We start from the raw sequence: 17503 nt of genomic DNA, 5'->3' as shown, positions 1-17503 counted from the left end.
GGCCCAGCAGGCCGTCGCGGGCGCGGGCGACCACTCCCAGGCCTCGCGCGGCGACGCCCGCCAGCCGCTGGCCGGCGCCCAGCCCACGGACGGCCCGAGCGCCCAGCCCGCGCCGCCCGCGGCCCCGCAGCCGAAGGTCGTCATGCCGGTCGCCCAGCACGGCCTCGGCGAACTGTTCGGCGCGGCCGGCACCCACTGGGCCAACCGCCACACCGGCATCGACTTCCCGGTGGACGGCGGCTCCGAGGTCTACGCCGTCAGCGACGGCACGATCCGTACGCAGTGGAACCCGTTCTACGGCTACATGTCGATACTGAAGATGAACGACGGCACCGAGGCCTGGTTCTGCCACCTGCGCGGCTACAAGGTCCGCAAGGGCCCGGTGAAGCAGGGCGACGTCATCGCCTTCGTCGGCAGCAGCGGCAACAGCACCGGACCGCACCTGCACTTCGAGATCCGGCCGCCGGGCAGCGGGCCGGTCGACCCGCTGCCGTGGTTCCTCTCGAACGGCCTGGACCCGCGTTAGGGCCCTACAGCTTCTCCACCGGCGCGTAGCGCAGGAGCAGCTGCTTGCGGCCATCCGAGCCGAAGTCCACCGTGGCCTGGGCGCGGTCGCCGACACCCGTGACGGCGACCACGGTGCCCAGCCCGAAGGTGTCGTGGGTGACCCGGTCCCCGACCGCGAGCGAGACGGCCTCGCGCTCCACGACCTGGCCCGAGCGCCGCGCCGACTGCCCCCAGCCCGCCTTCGGCGCGGCCGAGGCGGACGAGCCGCTCCGCGAACTCCGGCCGCCGGACGAGGACTTGCCCCACGAGGAGCCCGAGGAGAAGCCGCGCGCGGCCGGCGCCTGCGCCGCCCCCGTCCGCTTCCACTCCACCAGCTTCTCCGGGATCTCCTCCAGGAACCGCGAGGCCGGGTTGTACGAGGGCTGGCCCCACGCGCTGCGCAGCACCGAGCGGGTCAGGTAGAGCCGCTCGCGCGCCCGGGTCAGCCCGACGTAGGCGAGGCGGCGCTCCTCCTCCAGCTCCTTGACCTGGTTGAGGGCCCGCATGTGCGGGAAGATCCCGTCCTCCATGCCGGTCAGGAAGACCACCGGGAACTCCAGGCCCTTGGCGGTGTGCAGGGTCATCATCGTGATGACGCCCTGGCCCTCCTCGTCCTCGTCCGGGATCTGGTCGGAGTCGGCGACAAGCGCGACCCGCTCCAGGAAGTCGGCCAGCGAGCCGACCGGCGGCGCGCCGTCCTCGCCGGCGTCCGGCCGCTCGCCCGGGTCCTGCTCGTACTCCAGGGCGACGGAGGCGAGCTCCTGGAGGTTCTCCACCCGGGTCTCGTCCTGCGGGTCGGTGGAGGCCTGGAGCTCGGCCAGGTAGCCGGTCTCCTCCAGGACGGCCTCCAGCACCGCCGCCGGGCCCGCGCCCGACTCGACGACCTGGCGCAGCCCGGCCATCAGGGTGTTGAACTTCTTGACGGCGTTGGCCGAGCGCGCGGCCATCCCGTACGCCTCGTCGACCCGCAGCAGCGCCTGCGGGAAGGAGATCCGCTCCCGCGAGGCGAGCGCGTCGATCATCGCCTCGGCCCGCTCGCCGATGCCGCGCTTGGGCACGTTGAGGATCCGGCGCAGCGGCACGGTGTCCTCGGGGTTGGAGAGCACCCGCAGGTACGCGAGGACGTCCCGGACCTCCTTGCGCTCGTAGAAGCGCACCCCGCCGACGACCTTGTACGGCAGGCCGACCCGGATGAACACCTCCTCGAACACGCGGGACTGGGCGTTGGTGCGGTAGAAGATCGCGACGTCGCCGGGCTTGGCCTCGCCCTTGTCGGTGAGCCGGTCGATCTCGTCGGCGATGAACTGCGCCTCGCCGTGCTCGTCGTCGGCGACGTAGCCGATGACCTTCTCGCCGTGGTCGCCGGCCGTCCAGAGCTTCTTCTCGCGCCGGTTGGCGTTGCGCTCGATGACGGCGTTGGCGGCGCTGAGGATCGTCTGCGTGGAGCGGTAGTTCTGCTCCAGCAGGATCGTCGTCGCGTTCGGGTAGTCCTCCTCGAACTGGAGGATGTTGCGGATCGTCGCGCCGCGGAAGGCGTAGATCGACTGGTCCGCGTCACCGACGACGCACAGCTCGGCGGGCGGCACCTCGGCGAGGTGCGCGGCGGCCGGGTTCACGAACTCCCCGTCCACCGTCCGCTTGGGCGCGGCGGCGACGGAGCCCCCGCTCAGCTCCCGGACGAGCATGTACTGGGCGTGGTTGGTGTCCTGGTACTCGTCGACCAGGATGTGCCGGAAGCGCCGGCGGTAGTGCTCGGCGACGTCGGGGAAGGCCTGGAGCAGGTTCACCGTCGTCATGATGATGTCGTCGAAGTCGAGGGCGTTGGCCTCGCGCAGCCGCCGCTGGTAGAGCGCGTACGCCTCGGCGAGCTTCTTCTCCATCGGGTTGGCGGCCTGGTCGGCGAAGGTCTCCTCGTCGATCAGCTCGTTCTTGAGGTTGCTGACCTTCGCCGTGAAGGACTTCGGCGGGAACTGCTTCGGGTCCAGGTCGAGGTCGCGGCAGACCAGCGACATCAGCCGCTGCGAGTCGGCCGAGTCGTAGATCGAGAAGCTGGACGTGAAGCCCAGCACCTTGGACTCGCGGCGCAGGATCCGCACGCACGCGCTGTGGAAGGTGGAGACCCACATCGCCCGGGCGCGCGGGCCGACCAGCTGCTCGACGCGCTCGCGCATCTCGCCGGCGGCCTTGTTGGTGAAGGTGATCGCCAGGATCTCGCCGGGCTGCACGCCGCGGGCGCCGAGCAGGTGGGCGATGCGGTGGGTGAGCACCCGGGTCTTGCCGGAGCCGGCGCCGGCCACGATGAGCAGCGGCGAGCCGGCGTGCAGGACGGCCTCGCGCTGGGGGTCGTTCATGCCCTCCAGCAGCTGCGCCGGGTCGACCACCGTACGGGCGGCGCCGTTGCGGTACCAGGCGTCGCGCTCGGCCTCGGCGGCGCCCCCGGGCTCATTGAAAGCCGTGGTGTGGAAGAGCCCCTCCGGGATCGCCTCCTCGTACGCGTCGTACGGGACGTCGTCCTCGAACGGCGGGGGCTCCTCGTCGAGGGGGGTGGCGGCGGGCTGCTTCGACCCGGCGGCGGGGGCCTCGAAACCGGGGAGCGGGAGGTCGTCAAAGAGGCTACTCATGGCACTCCGAGTCTATGGCCCCGCACCGACAAGCCCGCCCGGCCCAGGCAGGCTCATCGATGCGGGGCCCTGGGCCGGACGGGCCCGTGCGGACGGTCTCAGACCAGGCGGCGCGCGGTGGCCCACCGGGTGAGCTCGTGCCGGTTGCTCAGCTGGAGCTTGCGCAGGACGGCGGAGACGTGGCTCTCGACCGTCTTCACCGAGATGAACAGCTGCTTGGCGATCTCCTTGTACGCGTACCCGCGCGCGATCAGGCGCAGCACCTCGCGCTCGCGCTGGGTGAGGCGGTCGAGGTCCTCGTCGACCGGCGGGGTGTCGGTGGCCGCGAAGGCGTCCAGCACGAAGCCCGCGAGCCGGGGCGAGAACACCGCGTCCCCGTCGGCGATCCGGAAGATCGCGTTGACCAGGTCGTTCCCGGTGATCGTCTTGGTGACGTAGCCGCGCGCGCCGCCGCGGATGACGCCGATGACGTCCTCGGCCGCGTCCGACACCGACAGCGCGAGGAACTTGACCCCCTGCTCGCCGGTCATCACGCCCGCCGAGCGCCGCAGCACCTCGACGCCGCCGCCACCGGGCAGGTGGACGTCGAGCAGCACGACGTCCGGCCTGGTCTCGGCGACGACGCGGACCGCCGATTCGACGTCGTCCGCCTCGCCGACCACGTCGATGCCGGTCTCCGCGGTCCGCCCGATCTCGGCCCGGACCCCGGTCCGGAACATCCGGTGGTCGTCCACCAGCACGACCCGAGCCGTACGCCCCAAGCCGTCGGCCGGGGGGACCCCCATCGGCGCTGCCTCAGTCATTCGTTCTCTCCATCTCCAGCTCGACCTCGGTGCCGCCGTCCGGCGCGGGCCGCACCCGGGCGGTGCCGCCGTTGCGCTTCATCCGGCCGATGATCGACTCCCGTACGCCCATCCGGTCCTCGGGCACCGTGTCGGGGTCGAAGCCGGGGCCGTGGTCGCGCACGAACACCGACACCGTCCTCCCCTCGACCTCCGCGTAGACCTGGACCGGTCCCCCGCCACCGTACTTGGCCGCGTTGACGGTCGCCTCCCTCGCGGCCTGCATCTGTGCCGCGATCTTCTCGTCCATCGGGCAGTCGCCGACGATCACGAGCTCGACCGGGACGCCGTGCCGGTCCTCGACCTCGGCGACGACCGAGCGCAGGGTCTCCGCCATGGTCTCCGGCGCGGCCTCGGCGGCGGCCTCCGGGCGGTACAGCCACAGCCGCAGCTCGCGCTCCTGCGAGCGGGCCAGCCGCAGCACCTCCTTGGGGTCCTCGGCCCGGCGCTGGATCAGGGTGAGCGTGTGCAGCACCGAGTCGTGGATGTGCGCGGCGATCTCGGCGCGCTCCTGGGCGCGGATGCGGGCGGTGCGCTCGGCCCCGAGGTCCTGCCAGAGCCGCAGCCCGTACGGGCCGAGCAGCACGAGCACGCCGGCGAGCACCGCGATCGAGGCCTCGATGACCGAGCCGAGCGTCGAGCCGCTGCCCTGCATGGCGAGCAGGGCGATCGTGCCGGCCACCGCGAGCAGGACACCCGCGCCGACCCGGGTGTAGGCGCCGCGCCGCTTCTCGCCCTCCTCCAGGCCGAACCAGCGCTGCCAGCGGGAGTCGTCGGCCTGCCGCCACACCAGCGCGACGCCGACGCCGATCGCCAGCAGCGGCCAGGTGTACGGCTTGGCGGTCTGCCAGCCGAGAACGTTGAGCAGCGCGATCAGGCCGATGACGACCATGACCAGCGCGGCGAGCTGGCCGAGACCGCCCTGCCCGTTCTTGGCCGCCGGACGGGCGGCGGCCTCGCCCTCGGCGGCGGCGGTCTGCGCGACCGGCTCGCCCTGCAGGGCGTGCTGGAGCAGCTCGCGCAGCCGGCCCACCCAGCCGCTCCAGCCGCTGTGCTGCTCGGACTTGGTCAGCGGCGTGGTCGGCCCGTGCCACTGCGAGGCGGGCACGAACGTGCCGTTGACGTACACCCAGTGCGCGCCGCCGCGCTGCGAGGGCTCGCCGATGCCGATCGGCACCACGAACCAGAACGCCGCGTACAGCAGCCCGCCGATCCCCTGCGCGAAGAACAGCAGCACGAACGCCAGCCGCACCCACCGCACCGGCAGCCCGAGGTGCACCGCGAGGCCGTGCGCGACGCCGCCGAGCATCCGCCCGTGCGGGCTGCGGTAGAGCCGGCGGTACGGCGGACGGCCGCCGTCGGACGCGTTCGGTTCGCCGCCCGACGGCGGCGGGGCGTCGGGGGCGAGGGGACGGGGATCGGTACCGGGTGCTGCCACGGCACCGATGGTTCCACGCGGGCGCCCGCCGGCGCATCAGGGTGCGGCCCTACCCCTTATCAGGGACAAGTCAGGGTGCGGACAGGGCCACTACCGGTTGGGCCCGGCGGCACGGCCCGGGAGGATGGTGCCCATGACCGAGGACCACCGCATCCAGGACGCCGGGGCCGCCGCCCCGCCGGAACCCGACCGCCCGCCGCTGACCCGGGCCGAGCACCACCGCGTGGTGGCCGGCGTCTGCGGCGGCCTGGGGCGGCATCTGGACATCGACCCGGTGGTCTTCCGCGTCGTCACCGTCGTGCTCTGCCTCTCCGGCGGGCTCGGCCTCTTCCTGTACGGCCTGGCCTGGCTGATCGTCCCGACCGAGGGTTCGCCGGACGGCAAGGGCGCCGGCCGCGGCGGGCGCACCGAGCTCCAGCGGGTGCTCACCGGCCGGGTCGACGGCCAGTCGGTCGGCGCGGTGCTCCTGACCGTCATCGGCACCGGGGTGTTCTTCTCCTCGATGGGCGACGGCGACCAGATGTTCCCGCTCCTGCTCCTCGCCGGGCTGGTCTTCCTGGCGGTGCGCTACGACCCGGAGCGCCGCCGGGCCCGGGCCCGCGGTCGCCGCCGCGGCGGCCCGTACGACCGCTACTTCCCCGAGCCGGGGACGCCCGGCGCCCCGTTCGTCTGGCCCTGGAAGGACGCGGCCGAGGAGGAGTCGGCCCGCGCCCGGCACGCCGCCGAGCGCGCCGCCGGCACCGTCCCCGCCGACACCCCGGCCCCCGGCCCCACCGGCTACCTGTGGGACCCTCGCCACCCTGAGCGGAACCCCTACGGCGCCACGGGCACGCCGCCCAAGACCGGCGCACCGAAGACCGGCACCACACCCCCGTACGGCACCCCGGTGCCCCCGCCCGGCACGCCGTCCCAGCCGTGGTGGCAGCGCACCGACCTGCCCGAGGGGGACCCGCTGCGCAAGGCGGGCCCCGCGGCGCCGCCGAAGCCGACCGTCGTCCGGCACCCGAAGGAGCGCTCGGCGCTCGGGTTCTTCGGCTTCCTGCTGGCGATCGGCGCGGGCGCCGCGGTCTGGTCCGCCACCGCGGGCCACAACAGCGTCACCGTGGTGAGCTCGACCGTGCTGGCCACCGCCCTGCTGGTGGTGGGTCTGACCCTGCTGGTCGGCGCGAAGTTCGGCCGGGCCCGCAAGCTGGCCGCGATCGGCCTGCTGCTCACCCTGGGCCTGGTCTTCGTCGGCCGCTCGCCGAACTCGCTGCAGAACGCCTTCGGCGACCGCACCTGGACGGTCACCTCGGCGTCCCAGCTGAAGGAGAGCTACGGCCTCGGGGCCGGCCAGGCCCGGCTCGACCTGAGCGGGCTGGACCCGGCCGGGGCCAGCCTCTCCAGCCGGGTGGAGATGGGCGCGGGCGACCTGACGGTCGTGGTGCCCTCCGACGTCACCGTGAACGTGGTCACCCAGATGGGGCTTGGCAACATCACCGTCCCCGGCATCGACGGCAGCGACAGCAGCGGCCGCCACACCTACGAGATCCACCCCGGCACCGACCGGCCGTCCAAGGGCACGCTCGACCTCATGCTGGAGGTCGGGCTCGGCAACATCAAGGTGGTCCAGAAGTGAGGAAGCACCGGATCGACCTGTTCTCGCTGGCCGCGGGCGCACTGTTCACCGTGATCGCGCTGGTCTACCTGGTCGCGGCGGTCAACGACCAGTCGGTGAACGGACGGATCGTCATCCCCGTCACCTTCATCGTGCTCGGCGCCGGGGGCCTGGCCGGCGCGGTCGCGGCGGTGGCCCGCCGCGGCCGGTCCGGCGGCGAGGAGTAGCCCGTCCGACGGGCTCCGGGGAACCGGAGCTCAGCTCTGCTGCGGGCCGAGGTTCAGCTTGTCGCCGCTCTTCGTGACGGCGTACTTCGCGAGCGGCTTGGTGGCCGGCCCGTTGACCACGGCGCCGGTGGCCGCGTCGAACCGGGAGCCGTGGCACGGGCAGTACAGCTGGCCGTTCTTCGGGGCGTCCACCGCGCAGCCGGAGTGCGTGCAGACCGCGGAGAGGCCGCAGTACTGACCGGCCTTGGGCTGCACGATGTAGACCGCGTCGCCCGTCGCCGGGTCCTTGACCTGGGCCGAGCCGCCGACCGGCACGCTCGCGGCGGCCACCGAGGGGGCCGGCCCTGCGGGTGCGGAGGGCGTCGCGACCGGGGCCGCGGACTGCTTCGGCGCCGTCGTCTTGTCCCGCCCGAACGTCCGGGTGAGCGAGCCGGTCAGCAGCCCGGCGCCGCCGATCGCGACGGCCGCGATCCCGCCGTCCATCAGGGCCCGGCGCCGCACGTGGTCCTCGGTCAGCCCGCGCTCGCGGTCCCGCCCGGCGCGCCGCGCGAGGTAGCCGTCCACCGACAGCTCCGGGGTGCCGGCCAGCAGGAGCGGCGTCCAGGCGAGCAGGTAGATCAGGTCGTTGCCGAGGTAGTACGGCGAGACGTTCCAGCTGACGGTCAGCCACAGGCCCAGGCTGATCGCCGCGCCGCCGAGCGCCGCGACCCGGCCCCACAGGCCGAGCAGCGTGCCGAGGCCGACGGCCAGCTCGCCGAACGCCACGAGGAGCGCGAACAGGGTCGGCGCGTCCAGGGCGGGGCCGAGCAGGAAGGAGACCGGGCTCGCGGACCTGACCGCCTGGGTCTGCGAGACGAACGACGCCGGATCGCCCGCGCCGGCCAGGTAGTGCGCGTCGGACAGCTTGTCGAGGGCCGCGTAGACGAAGGTGACGCCGAGGAAGAGCCGCAGCGGCAGCATCGCGAACCGGGTCGCGAACGCCCGCCGCTGGGCCGCCCGGTCCGCCCGGCCGTCCGCTCCCCCGCCGACCGCCACGGAGCTGCCAGCCTCCGACATGCCTCACACCTTCCCTCGCGGCCTGCCGATCCTGACAGGTCCGGTCCGCATTCTGCCCGCTCGTGAACGCTTTCGGTGGGAGGACCACCTTTCGGGAGGCCCCACGACCGCGAACGGCCGCGCCGCCGCTCCCTCACCAAGGGAACGACGGCGCGGCCGTTCAGGCTCCGGCCCGGCACCCACTGCCCGGGCCGGCGGGAGTGACTACTCCCACTCGATGGTGCCCGGCGGCTTGCTGGTGACGTCGACGACGACGCGGTTCACGTCGCGCACCTCGTTGGTGATCCGGGTGGAGATCTTGGCCAGCACGTCGTAGGGCAGGCGCGACCAGTCGGCGGTCATGGCGTCCTCGGAGGACACCGGACGTAGCACGATCGGGTGACCGTAGGTGCGGCCGTCGCCCTGCACGCCCACGCTGCGCACGTCGGCGAGCAGCACGACCGGGCACTGCCAGATCTCGCGGTCCAGACCGGCCGCGGTCAGCTCCTCGCGGGCGATCGCGTCGGCGTCGCGGAGCAGGTCCAGGCGCTCCTTGGTGACCTCACCGACGATGCGGATGCCGAGGCCCGGGCCCGGGAACGGCTGACGCTGGACGATCTCCTCCGGCAGGCCGAGCTCCTGGCCGACCATCCGGACCTCGTCCTTGAACAGCTTGCGCAGCGGCTCGACCAGCTGGAACTGGAGGTCCTCGGGCAGGCCGCCGACGTTGTGGTGGGACTTGATGTTGGCGGTGCCGGTGCCGCCGCCGGACTCCACGACGTCCGGGTACAGGGTGCCCTGGACCAGGAAGTCGACCGACTCGCCGTGCTCGCCCGCCTCGGCGATGATCTCGGCCTGGGCCTGCTCGAAGACCCGGATGAACTCACGGCCGATGATCTTGCGCTTCTCCTCGGGGTCGGTGACCCCCTTCAGCGCGTCCAGGAAGCGCTCGGCCGCGTCGACGACCTTCAGCTGCACGCCGGTGGCCGCGACGAAGTCCTTCTCGACCTGCTCGGTCTCGCCCTTGCGCATCAGGCCGTGGTCGACGTAGACGCAGGTCAGCTGGTCGCCGATGGCCTTGTTGACCAGGGCCGCGGCGACCGCGGAGTCCACGCCGCCGGACAGGCCGCAGATGGCGCGCTTGATACCGACCTGCTCGCGGATCAGCGCGACCTGCTCCTCGACGACGTTGCCCGTCGTCCAGGTCGGGGCGAGGCCGGCGCCGCGGTAGAGGAAGTGCTCCAGGATCTGCTGGCCGTGGTCGGAGTGCAGCACCTCGGGGTGGTACTGGACGCCGTAGAGCCGCGCCTCGTCGTTCTCGAACGCCGCGACCGGCACCACGTCGGTGGAGGCGGTGACGGTGAAGCCCTCGGGCGCCGCGGAGCAGGCGTCGCCGTGCGACATCCACACCGAGTGCTTCGCCGGGACGCCCTCGAACAGGGTGGAGCCGGAGCGGCTGACGGTCAGCGGGGTGCGGCCGTACTCGCGGGCGCCGCTGTTGTCGACGGTGCCACCGAGCGTCTTGGCCATCAGCTGGAAGCCGTAGCACATGCCGAACACCGGGACGCCGGCCTCGAAGATCGCGCGGTCGAGCTGCGGCGCGCCCTCCTCGTAGACCGAGGACGGGCCACCGGACAGGATGATCGCCTTCGGGTTCTTGGCGAGCATCTCGGCGACCGGCATGGAGCTCGGCACGATCTCGCTGTAGACCCGGGCCTCACGCACCCGGCGGGCGATGAGCTGGGCGTACTGGGCACCGAAGTCGACGACCAGCACGGTGTCGGTCTCAGGTACGGACTGGGCGGGAATTGCAGCGGACACAGACGGCCTTCCGGCAGCGGTATCGAGGTGTCGCTCGGCACGCGGCCCTGGCAGGGGCCGCGACGGCGACGGGTGGGGGTGTCTGAGCCCGATTCTACCGGGCTGCCCGGTTTCACTCGTCTGCACGTCCAAGGGACCGTGACCGGGCGGGCCCGAGCTTCGTTGCTTCACACGACGTGAGACCGCGCCGCGCCCGCCAGACGCGCCGCCTCCGCCCCGGGCGCGGGGCGCCGCCGCACGTCACGCAGGACCACGCGTGGAGCTCCATTCCAGTCCGCCGGCGCACGTGGCGCCGCCGCCGTTCCGGCCAGGCCGGGCGCGGCGCGCCGTGGGACCGTGCGCGGGTGCCGCGGCCGGCCAGCAGGGGACAGCGACCCCGGCCGCGACTGGACCGTGAGGTGGGGCGGCCGGCCCCGGGGACGCCCGGGGCCGGTCGCTGCACCCCGGTACGACCCCGGGTGTGCGCCCTGGGGCGCACACCCCTCCCCGTCCCGCGCCGCTACGCGCGTCCCCGTGCGCCGCAACCGACTCGACCACTACGCACCGTGATCATCGATGGAGCGAAGCGGAGCTCACCGACGCAAAATGGACCCGGACGAACTGTGCCGAACCGGTTGCAGAGCAAGCCCTCCGTCCAGCACGATGCTCCGTAGAAGCGGTTCTCCCGGCGGCCGAAGGCCCACTGCGGAGACCGGGACCGCTGCCGCCGCGACCCGGGGTGGCAACGGTCACCACCTCACGCTCCGTGAGCGAATGTCCGGCGCAGGCCTGTGCGCCGACCCGACGCACCGCGAGCGTGCGCGCCCCGCGCCGCCGGCCACCCACGCCGGAGCCGCATCCGGGCGCGGTCCCGAAGCCAACCGAATGACGGCGCTCCTCCCCCGGCGCCGTCACCCCAGCACCGGCGCAGCCCTGACGCCGCGTGCTGAGCGACAAAGGGCCCCGTTCCCCCGCGGGGCCCTTTGCCCTGTCCGGCCTCCGATACACCTGGGCGCGCGTTGGGGGTGGTCGCGCTGCGGGTGCGCGCTTTAGGGGTGGTCGCGCCAGACGCTCGGGTCGACCGGGCCCTCGCCGTCCCGGGGGCCCGCCACCGGGCCGCCCGGCGCCCGGTCCGACGGCCCCTCGTGCGAGCCGACCACGTCGCTCACCCCGACTTCCGGCCGGTACGGCTCGGGCTCACCGGCGCCGGCACCGGCGGTCCCGTGGTCGTACCCCGCATACCCGCCGTAGCCGTACCCGTCCGGCGGGCCCTGCGGCGGCACGGCCGCGTACGTGACTTCGCCGGCACCCCGCCCGCCCGTCGCGGCGGCCAGCAGCGGAGGCAGCGCCAGTGCGCCGATCGCCGCCCAGAACACGTTGGCCGCGAGCAGCGGGCCGAAGACCAGGCTCGCCGAGTAGGCGACGGTGGCCGGGTCGGAGCGCGTCGGCGCGCTGCCGACGGCCGTGGTCGCGGCGCCGGAGATCACCATGAGCAGGGTCAGCCCGGCCGCGTACAGCACCGCCAGCCGGATCCGGTCGGCCGCGTCGAGCCGGCGGCGGTGAGCCGTCCAGGCCAGCAGGGCCACCGCGGCGACGGCCAGCAGGCCGGTGAAGCGCCAGTCGGCGGTCTCGCCGTGCAGGTCGAAGAAGGAGAACTCCTGGACGCGGTGGTAGCCGTCGTCCGAGCCGCTCCACTCCGCGCCCCCGCCGCCCGGCCCGCCCTCGCCGCGGACCGTCGCCCCCGAGCCGATGCCGATCAGCATCAGTCCGAGGTTGGGCAGGAAGGCCACCGACACCGCCGTCTGCCAGCCCTCACTGGTCGCCGCGACCAGGATGAACGCCACCACCGAGGCGAGACCGACCAGCAGCGCGAGCACCTGCCCGGCCGCCAGCGCCGCCACCGCCCAGCCGCGGATCGTCCGGTTGCGCCAGGCCGCCCAGCGCAGCGCGTCGGTGCCGTACACGGCGAACGCGACCAGCCCGGCGAGCAGCGCGCTCCAGCCGACCGCCTCCGGCCAGCCGGAGTCCGCGGTGTAGGTGATCGCCGAACTCCGCCCGAACCCGGTGGGGGTGCCGGGCAGGTAGGGGCTCCAACTCGTCCCGGCGACGAGGCCGACCAGCAGAGTCACCCCCGCGGCGACCACCGCGGTGCGCAGCGCCTCGCCGGCCGCCTGGCCGCGGGTCATCTGCTGGGCCGTGCGCTCCTGCCGCCGGCGGGAGAGCGTCCGCAGGCCGAGCCAGAGCGCGAACACCCAGAGCGCGGTGACGGTCAGCGGGATCAGCCGTGCCGTGATCCCGAAGTCGCTGTCGCTGCCGCGCCAGTGGATCGCGTAGGAGAGCTTGAACGGGGCGCCGAGCGCGCCGAGCGCCATGGCGAGGGCGGCGCCGAAGCGGTCGCCGAACCCGGGGATCTGGACGATGGTGGCGGAGTCGCCGTAGTCGCCCGGCATCGCCGCGATCAGCGCGGCGACCAGCAGGACGGCGGTCGGCGCGAGCAGGGCGAGCAGCGCCGGGCGCCAGTCCGTGCCGGTCAGCCAGCGCAGCGCGGGCGACTGCCCGGCCGCCGGGTCGTACGGCTGCCCGGCACCCCAGGCGCCCAGCTCGGGCGCCCCGGCACCGGGCGGGTGGGGCGCGGGGTGGCCGGGCGGCGGGGGCGCGTACCCGGTCGTCGGCGCCGCAGGCGGCATCGCGGGCGGTTTGGTCAGCGGCACTACAGGCGGCACTGCGGGCGGCACAACAGGCGGCGCCGCGGGAGGCGGTGGCGGCGGGGGCGCCGACGGCCGTCCGCACGCGGCACAGGCGCGCGCGCCGTCCACCGAAGCCGCGCCGCACGATGCGCAGATGGCCATGAACCGCGTTCCCCCCCGCTCGACGAGTCCCTGGTCGCCCAGGGAGCCCGTTTATCCCATCGGATCCGAACGGATGTCAACCAGCGTCCAGGCCTGGCGTGTTGGCCTCCCGCCGCGCGTCATCCGCGCTTCTTCGGCACCTCCGGGACGGGCAGCAGCGGCAGCCGCAGCGCCCCGAACGCGTCCTTCGGCACGGCCGGGCGCACCGGCGCCACGGCGGCGGTGCGCCGGTACTCCGCGCCCGGCTCCGGCCGCGGGTCGGCCTCGCCCTTGTTGGGCCACATCGACATCGCGCGCTCGGCCTGCGCGGTGATCGTCAGCGAGGGGTTGACGCCGAGGTTGGCGGAGACGGCCGCGCCGTCCACGACGCTGATCCCCGGGTGCCCGTAGAGCCGGTGGTACGGGTCGACCACGCCCGTCTCGGCGGTGTCGCCGATCGGGCAGCCGCCGAGGAAGTGGGCGGTCATCGGGATGTCGAAGATCTCGCCGGCGGTGCTGCCCGCGAAGCCGTTGATCTCCGCGGCGAGTGCCCGGGCGCCCTCCTCGGCGGCCGGGATCCAGGTCGGGTTGGGCGCGCCGTGGCCCTGGCTGGAGGTCAGCCGGGCCTTGCCGAGCAGGTCCTTCTTCAGCGAGACCGTGATCGAGTTGTCCAGCGACTGCATCACCAGGCCGATGATCGTCTTCTCCGACCAGCGGTGCTGGTTCATCGAGCGCGCGAAGGTCACCGGGTGGCGCACCGAGTTGCCCAGGTAGCGCAGCCAGCGCGGGGTCCGGCCGCCGCCCGCGACCTGGGCGATCGACAGCGCGCCCATCGCGTTCGAGCCCTTGCCGTAGCGCACCGGCTCGATGTGGGTGTTCGCGTCCGGGTGGATCGAGGAGGTGATCGCGACGCCCTTGGTGAAGTCCGCGCGGGTGCCGTAGCGCCGGTCGGTGGTCTGCGCGCCCACCAGTGCCTCGGAGTTGGTGCGGGTCAGCTCGCCGAGCCGGGCCGAGAGGCGGGGCAGGTGGCCGTCCGCGCGCATCCGGTGCAGCAGCGACTGGGTGCCGTAGGTGCCGGCCGCGACCACCACCCTGGCGGCGGTGACGGTCCGCGCGCCCGCCTTCACCCGGTCCGTCTTCGAGCGCGAGTCGGTGCGGCGCACGTCCACCGCGTAACCACCGCCGTACTCCCGGATCCGGGCCACCGTGGTGAGCGGGTGGATCTCCGCGCCGCCCTTCTCGGCCAGGTACAGGTAGTTCTCGGTGAGCATGTTCTTGGCGCCGTGCCGGCAGCCGGTCATGCACTCGCCGCACTCCACGCACGCCTTGCGGGCCGGGCCGGCGCCGCCGAAGTACGGGTCGGCGAGCTCCTCGCCGGGCGCGGCCTTGGCGGTGCCGTCGGTGTCCTTGCCGTCCCCGAAGAACACCCCGACCGGCGCCATGTGGAAGGTGTCCCCGACGCCCATCCGCTCGGCCGCCGCCTTGAGGTGGACGTCGGACGGCGTGACGGTCGGATTGAGCCGCACCCCGAGCATCCGCTGCGCCTGGTCGTAGAACGGCGCCAACTCCTCCTGCCAGTCGGTGATGTGGCGCCACTGGCGGTCCTCGAAGAACGCCTTCGGCGGCACGTACAGGGTGTTGGCGTAGTTCAGCGAGCCGCCGCCGACCCCGGCGCCGGCCAGGATCAGCACGTTGGCCAGCAGGTGGATCCGCTGGATGCCGTACAGGCCGAGCTGCGGCGCCCACAGGTAGTTCGGCAGGTCCCAGGAGTTCCTGGGCAGTTCGTCGCGGTCGAAGCGCCGCCCGGCCTCCAGGACGGCCACCCGGTAGCCCTTCTCGGTCAGCCGCAGCGCGGCGACCGAACCGCCGAAGCCGGAGCCGACCACGACCACGTCGTAGTCGAACTCGCCCTGTTCCGGGGACCCCGCCATCTGCCACTGCTCCTTCAGCCGTCCGAACATGCCTACTCTGCCCACTGGTTCGGCCCACCGGCCGGGCCCAGCCACGACCCGCGCTACTTGAGGCGCAGCGCCTTCAGCGCCCGCAGCCCGCCGGTGAACACCGCCGCGAACTGCCGGTCGTCGAGCCCGAGCGAGGGCGCGAGCGGCAGCAGCCGCTGGGTCGCGATGGTCTGCGCCTCGGTGAACCGCAGGATGCCCTCCGCGCCGTGGCGCCGGCCGAGCCCGGAGTCGCCCATCCCGCCCATCGGCGAGGCGACCGAGCCGTAGGCGGCGGCGTACGCCTCGTTGACGTTGACCGTGCCGGTGCGCAGCCGGGCCGCGACCGCCCGGCCGCGGCGCAGGTCCCGGGTCCAGACGCTGGAGTTGAGGCCGTACGGGGTGGCGTTGGCGGCGGCCACCGCCTCGTCCTCGGTGTCGAAGCGGTAGACGGAGACGACCGGGCCGAAAGTCTCCTCGCCGCAGACCGCCATGTCCGGCGTGACGCCGTCGAGGATGGTCGGCTCGTGGAAGAACGGGCCGAGGTCGGGCCGGGCGCGGCCGCCGGCCAGTACGGTGGCGCCGGCCTTGACGGCCTCCTCGACGTGCCGGGTGGTGGTGTCCAGCTGGCGGGCCGAGACCAGCGAGCCCATGTCGGCGCCGTACGCGAGGCCGCCGCCCAGGCGCAGGTTGCGGGTGCGCTCGGCGAACTTCTCCAGGAAGGCGTCGGCGACCGAGCGGTGCACCATGAGGCGCTCGATGGAGATGCAGAGCTGCCCGGCGGAGGAGAAGCAGGCCCGTACGGCGCCCGCCGCGGCCCGGTCGAGGTCGGCGTCGGCGAGCACCAGCATGGCGTTCTTGCCGCCGAGTTCGAGCGAGGCGCCGACCAGCCGGGCGGCGGCGCGCTGGGCGACGTCGCGGCCGGTGCGGGTGGAGCCGGTGAACGAGACGTAGTCGGCGTGCTCGACCACGGCCGGGCCGATCACCGGCCCGTCGCCGATCACGACCTGCCACAGGTCGGCCGGCAGCCCGGCCTCGACGAGCAGTTCGCGGGCCCACAGCGCGGTGAGCGCGGTCTGCGTGTCCGGCTTGTTGACGACGGCGTTGCCGGCCGCGAAGGCGGGCAGGGCGTCGCCGACGGACAGCTCCAGCGGGTAGTTCCACGGCGAGATGTGGCCGATCACGCCCTTGGGGCGGCGGGCCTCGATCGCCTGGGTGAGCACCGGCAGCGCGCCGCCGTGCCGCTTGTCGCGCAGGTACCCGTGCGCGGCGCGCCCGTAGTGCCGGGCGGCCATGGCGACGGCGAGCACCTCCTCGAAGGCGTGCAGCCGGGCCTTGCCGGTCTCGGCCTGGATCAGGTCCAGGACCTCGTCCTGCCGCTTGAGCAGCAGGTCGTGGAAGCGCAGCAGGACGGCGGCGCGGCGGCGGACGGGCAGCGCGGCCCAGGCCGACTGGGCGCGGCGGGCCAGCTGGAAGGCGACCTCGACGTCGGACGGGGTGGACTGCGGCAGGCTCGCGAGCCGCTCGCCGGTCAGCGGGGCGATCGTCTCCACCACACTGGGCTCGCCGGTCGCGGTGACACCGCCGGCCAGCCGGGCGACCAGGGACGGCGGGACGGCTCCGGCGACGGTCCGGCCGCCGCCGGGAGCAGCCGGGTTGCCGCCCGCGGGAGCGGCGGCGGGACGTCCGGTGGCCACTGCATCTGCTGTGAGGTCCGACATACGGCGCAGCCTAGGCGCTCGGCGGCCGGTGCGGTACCCGTCGGTAACAACAATCTGCCGCAGTCGGGCGCGGGCGGGCGCCGGGCCCGTCCGGCGCTCCGGTCAGCGGGTGGGCGTGAAGCTGTTGAGCACCGTGGTGAAGCGCTGGAGGGCCTCGTTCCAGTCGTTGCCCTTCTCGGGGCTGGACGAGTAGATCGCGTACGCGGTGCCGTCCTCGTCGAGGAACTCCGTCTCGATCGCGTGCCGGCGGCCGCCCTCCTTGGCCGCGTAGCTGAACTCCCAGACGGCCGCCTCGTGGCCGTTGACCGCGGTGGCCGCGATCTTGTGCTGCTTGTACTCCTTCTGCGCCTTGGAGACGCTGGCCTCCATCTCCCGCATGTGCTCCAGCGGCTTGACCGACTGGCCGACGGTGACGGCGAACTGCAGGTAGTGCACCTTGCCGTCGGGGCTGTAGAAGATCTGGTTGTTGTCGCTCCCGAGGATGCGCTGCCAGGCCGGGGACGCGGACGGCAGCAGGAAGCGGAAGCCGGCCGGGTCCTCCACCCACTGGTAGCCGGCGGGCACCGGCCCGCCGCTCGCCGAGCCGGTCGGCACGGGCTCGGCGGAGGTGGTCACGGCGGGCGTCGACGGGTCGTCGCCGGCGTCGGGGCCGGGGCCGGGGCCGACGACGTGCCGGGTGGCGAAGAAGGTGCCCACGGCCGCGACCAGGCCGACGGCCAGCGCGATGCCGACGATCTTCGCCGTGCTGCGGCGCCTGGCCGGTCCTCGCGCGGGCGCAATGGTGTGCGGCACCGGCGCGACGGGCCCGGTGGGCGCCCCCGGCCCGGCCGGCACGCCCGCCTGAACGCCCACGGCCGGGACGGGCGGCGAGGGGTCGGACGTGGGCGACGGCGGCTCGGGGGGCCCCGCGG

At 73.9% G+C, this 17503-nt stretch carries 11 protein-coding genes and 2 pseudogenes; 3 read left to right on the top strand and 10 right to left on the bottom strand.

Going from position 1 to position 17503, the window contains the following annotated elements:
* Positions 1 to 526, top strand: a 526-nt coding sequence (locus AB0O00_RS14330; RefSeq protein WP_363651553.1) for a M23 family metallopeptidase, incomplete at its 5' end; no start/stop codon positions are given.
* 4 nt (positions 527 to 530) lie between these two features.
* Here AB0O00_RS14330 and pcrA read toward each other — a convergent pair.
* The 3 genes from pcrA to AB0O00_RS14315 form a co-directional block, all read right to left on the bottom strand.
* Complete coding sequence (gene pcrA / locus AB0O00_RS14325; protein ID WP_363651551.1) at positions 531 to 3167, bottom strand: DNA helicase PcrA; 2637 nt, start codon at positions 3165 to 3167, stop codon at positions 531 to 533.
* A 98-nt stretch (positions 3168 to 3265) separates the two neighbouring features.
* Entirely contained in the window at positions 3266 to 3970 is a 705-nt protein-coding gene (locus tag AB0O00_RS14320; protein ID WP_363651549.1) for a response regulator transcription factor, read from the bottom strand.
* On the bottom strand, positions 3963 to 5447 hold the full coding sequence (locus AB0O00_RS14315) for a PspC domain-containing protein (RefSeq protein WP_363651547.1): 1485 nt from the start codon (positions 5445 to 5447) through the stop codon (positions 3963 to 3965). Before AB0O00_RS14315 ends, AB0O00_RS14320 begins: the two co-directional genes overlap by 8 nt.
* A gap of 133 nt (positions 5448 to 5580) precedes the next feature.
* Here AB0O00_RS14315 and AB0O00_RS14310 point away from each other — a divergent pair, with 133 nt between their 5' ends.
* Together AB0O00_RS14310 and AB0O00_RS14305 are read left to right on the top strand one after the other, a co-directional pair.
* Complete coding sequence (locus tag AB0O00_RS14310; protein WP_363651545.1) at positions 5581 to 7065, top strand: PspC domain-containing protein; 1485 nt, start codon at positions 5581 to 5583, stop codon at positions 7063 to 7065.
* Positions 7062 to 7271, top strand: coding sequence for a hypothetical protein (locus tag AB0O00_RS14305; RefSeq protein WP_363651543.1), 210 nt, complete (start codon positions 7062 to 7064; stop codon positions 7269 to 7271). Before AB0O00_RS14310 ends, AB0O00_RS14305 begins: the two co-directional genes overlap by 4 nt.
* A gap of 30 nt (positions 7272 to 7301) precedes the next feature.
* Here AB0O00_RS14305 and AB0O00_RS14300 read toward each other — a convergent pair whose 3' ends face one another.
* The 7 genes and pseudogenes from AB0O00_RS14300 to AB0O00_RS14270 form a co-directional block, all read right to left on the bottom strand.
* On the bottom strand, positions 7302 to 7754 hold the full coding sequence (locus AB0O00_RS14300) for a Rieske 2Fe-2S domain-containing protein (protein ID WP_363651555.1): 453 nt from the start codon (positions 7752 to 7754) through the stop codon (positions 7302 to 7304).
* A gap of 42 nt (positions 7755 to 7796) precedes the next feature.
* A pseudogene (locus tag AB0O00_RS14295) lies at positions 7797 to 8327 on the bottom strand (DoxX family membrane protein); the annotation flags it as partial.
* 204 nt (positions 8328 to 8531) lie between these two features.
* Positions 8532 to 10127, bottom strand: a complete 1596-nt coding sequence (gene guaA, locus AB0O00_RS14290; RefSeq protein ID WP_363651541.1) for a glutamine-hydrolyzing GMP synthase — start codon at positions 10125 to 10127, stop codon at positions 8532 to 8534.
* Between the two features lie 1028 nt (positions 10128 to 11155).
* Positions 11156 to 12793: a hypothetical protein gene (locus AB0O00_RS14285; RefSeq protein WP_363651539.1), complete on the bottom strand. Its 1638-nt coding sequence runs from the start codon at positions 12791 to 12793 to the stop codon at positions 11156 to 11158.
* A gap of 281 nt (positions 12794 to 13074) precedes the next feature.
* Positions 13075 to 14865, bottom strand: a complete 1791-nt coding sequence (locus tag AB0O00_RS14280) for a GMC family oxidoreductase (RefSeq protein WP_363651537.1) — start codon at positions 14863 to 14865, stop codon at positions 13075 to 13077.
* Between the two features lie 83 nt (positions 14866 to 14948).
* Positions 14949 to 16592, bottom strand: a complete 1644-nt coding sequence (locus tag AB0O00_RS14275; protein ID WP_363651535.1) for a succinic semialdehyde dehydrogenase — start codon at positions 16590 to 16592, stop codon at positions 14949 to 14951.
* A 102-nt stretch (positions 16593 to 16694) separates the two neighbouring features.
* A pseudogene (locus AB0O00_RS14270) lies at positions 16695 to 17503 on the bottom strand (hypothetical protein); the annotation flags it as partial.

Source organism: Kitasatospora sp. NPDC093558 (assembly GCF_040683475.1).
Lineage (GTDB): Bacteria > Actinomycetota > Actinomycetes > Streptomycetales > Streptomycetaceae > Kitasatospora.
The sequence above is the reverse complement of the archived record's forward strand: the minus strand, read 5'-3'. Positions and strand labels throughout refer to the sequence as shown.